We start from the raw sequence: 2,785 nt of genomic DNA, 5'->3' as shown, positions 1-2,785 counted from the left end.
GGCCAGCAGGTGCTGGTGGTCTCCTCCGGCGCCGTGGCGCTGGGCCGCCGCCGGCTGAAGATCGCCCGCAAGACCCTGACCCTGCCTGAGAAGCAGGCCGCCGCGGCCGCCGGCCAGTCGGCCCTGATGCGGGCCTGGGAAGAGGCCCTGGAGCCCCACGGGGTTTCGGCCGCCCAGGTGCTGCTGACCCGCGACGACACCGAGGTGCGCCGCCGCTGGCTGAACGCCCGGGCCACGGTGGAGACCCTGCTCGCCCTGGGCGTGGTGCCGGTGGTCAATGAGAACGACACCGTGGTCACCGAGGAGATCCGCTATGGCGACAATGATCGCCTGGCCGCCCGCGTGGCCCAGATGATCGGCGCCGACGCCCTGGTGCTTTTGTCGGACATTGACGGCCTCTATACCGCCGACCCCCGCCGCGACCCTCAGGCCCGCCACATCCCCCGCGTCACCCGGCTGACGGCCGAGATTGAGGCCATGGCCGGCGGGGCCAATGCGGGCGCGGGCGTAGGCACGGGCGGCATGGCCACCAAGCTGGCCGCCGCCCGCATCGCCCAGTCGGCCGGCTGCGCCACCATCATCACCCTGGGCCAGCGCGACGCGCCCCTGGGCGCGGTGGAGGCCGGCGCCAAGGCCACCATCTTCGAACCGGCCTTGAGCCCGGCCGCAGCCTATAAGTCTTGGATCGCCGGCTCCGTCGCCCCGGCCGGGGCCATCATCGTCGACGCCGGCGCCGCCCGGGCGCTGGCCCAGGGCAAGAGCCTGCTGGCCGCCGGCGTCCGCGCCGTGGAAGGCCGGTTCGGCAAGGGCGACGCCGTCAGCATCCGCAGCGAGACCGGCCAGGAAGTGGCCCGGGGCCTCGCCCGCTATGACGCCGCCGAGGCCGAGAAGATCTGCGGCCGGCGCTCGGACATGATCGAGGACATACTGGGCTACACCTCAGGCCCCGTGGTCCATGCCGACGACCTGGCCCTACTGGCGCCGGCCCATGATTGAGCCGGAGGCCGCGCGTTTTTTCCGATAACCGGTTCCCACTTATCGGAACGCAGGGTCTTAAGTCGTCGCGCGTTTTTTCCGATAACCGGTTCCCACTTATCGGAACGCGCTCTAGGTAAGGCTCCAACTGAGCATAAGGGTGGATACGGACGATGGACGGGGCGGTCTCAGACAGGCCGGAAGCGGGCGGGCCGGAGACGGGCGAGCGGCTGGTGCGGCTCACCGCCGGCATGGCCATCCCCTATGGCGGCGACCGGCTGGTCCGGGTCGATGAGGACCTGGCCCGCAAGTTCGCCCCTGGCGACCGTCTGATCGTCCTGCAGGACACCGGGACCCTGCTGCATGTGCCCGCCGCCGAGCAGGCGATCGCCCAGGCCGCCGTGGGTCAGGCCGCCTCGGCCTTCGCCCGCATGGGCCAGGTGTCCGACGACCAGATCACCGCCTTCTTCGACGCCTTCGCCGCGGCCCTGGCCGATGACGGCGTCTGGGGCAAGATCGCCGCGGCCAACGAGCGCGACGTGGCCGACGCCGAGGCGCGGGGCCGGTCCACCACCCGCCTCAAGGTCAGCGATCAGATGCGCGCCGACATGGTGGCCGGCCTGCGGGCCTGGCGCGACTCTCCCCCCGCCCGCGGAGCGGTGGTGGAGGCGGTCGCCCACCAGGGCTGGAGCGTCGAGCAGCTGACCGCGCCTCTGGGCGTGGTGGCCTTTGTCTTCGAGGGGCGACCCAATGTGTTCGCCGACGCCACCGGCGTGCTGCGGGCAGGCAACACCGTGGTCTTCCGCATCGGCTCCGACGCCCTGGGCACGGCTCGCGCCATCGTCCGGGAGGCCCTGGATCCCGCCATCGCCCGGGCGGGCCTTCCGCAAGGCTCTGCGGTGCTGGTGGATTCCGCCGCCCATGCGGCGGGCTGGGCCATGTTCGCCGATTCCCGCCTGGCCCTGGCCGTGGCCCGGGGCTCGGGTCCGGCGGTGGCCCAGCTGGGCGGCATCGCGCGTCAGGCCGGCGTGCCGGTGAGCCTGCACGGCACGGGCGGCGCCTGGATGGCGGCCGACTCTACGGCTGATCCCGAGCGGGTGTTCGCCGCCATCTTCCATTCCCTCGACCGCAAGGTCTGCAACACGCTCAATGTGTTCTGCGTCACGCGGGCCGCCGCCCGCGACCTTGTCCCGGTCTTCCTCGAAGCCTTGGCCGCGGCCGGCCGCCGGGGCGGACACGGCTGCAAGCTGCATGTGGTGGAGGGCGATGAGCATCTCCTGCCCGACGCCTGGCGGGAGGGGCGCACCACCGTGCGCCGGGCCGGCGGCGATGTGGACGAGCCCCTGGCCGAGACCCTGCCCCTGGCCGAGCTTGGACGCGAATGGGAGTGGGAGGCCACCCCTGAGGTGACCCTGAAACTGGTGGAGGACCTGGACGAGGCCGTAAGCCTCTTCAACCGCTACAGCCCGCAGTTCGCCGCCAGCCTGCTCAGCGCCGACCCCGCCGCCCATGAGCGCTTCTACGCCACCATCAATGCGCCCTTCGTCGGCGACGGCTTCACCCGCTGGGTGGATGGCCAGTACGCCCTGAACAAACCCGAGCTCGGCCTCTCCAACTGGGAGTTCGGCCGCCTCTTCGCCCGGGGCGGCGTCCTGGCCGGAGACGGCGTGTTCACGGTGCGCGCCCGGGTGCGACAGACCGATCCGCATCTGGACCGTGGCGGGGCGCCGACGCCCCCGCGAGCGGTTTGAGTCCCCGCCGCTGATGTGGTTCGCCGGCCCCGCCACGGTCCAGATGCGGATCGGTCTGT

2 protein-coding genes are annotated in these 2,785 nt (G+C 72.2%); both read left to right on the top strand.

The annotated features are described in order from the left end of the window. A partial coding sequence (gene proB / locus V7D28_RS14675) for a glutamate 5-kinase (protein ID WP_333588127.1) occupies positions 1-996 on the top strand: 996 nt, incomplete at its 5' end. A 152-nt stretch (positions 997-1,148) separates the two neighbouring features. Continuing rightward, on the top strand, positions 1,149-2,726 hold the full coding sequence (locus V7D28_RS14670; RefSeq protein WP_333588126.1) for an aldehyde dehydrogenase family protein: 1,578 nt from the start codon (positions 1,149-1,151) through the stop codon (positions 2,724-2,726). Positions 2,727-2,785: the final 59 nt, after the last annotated feature.

This window comes from Phenylobacterium sp. (assembly GCF_036723115.1).
Taxonomy (GTDB): Bacteria; Pseudomonadota; Alphaproteobacteria; order Caulobacterales; family Caulobacteraceae; genus Phenylobacterium.
Note: the sequence above shows the minus strand (reverse complement) of the source record. Positions and strands in the feature narration are given on the sequence as shown.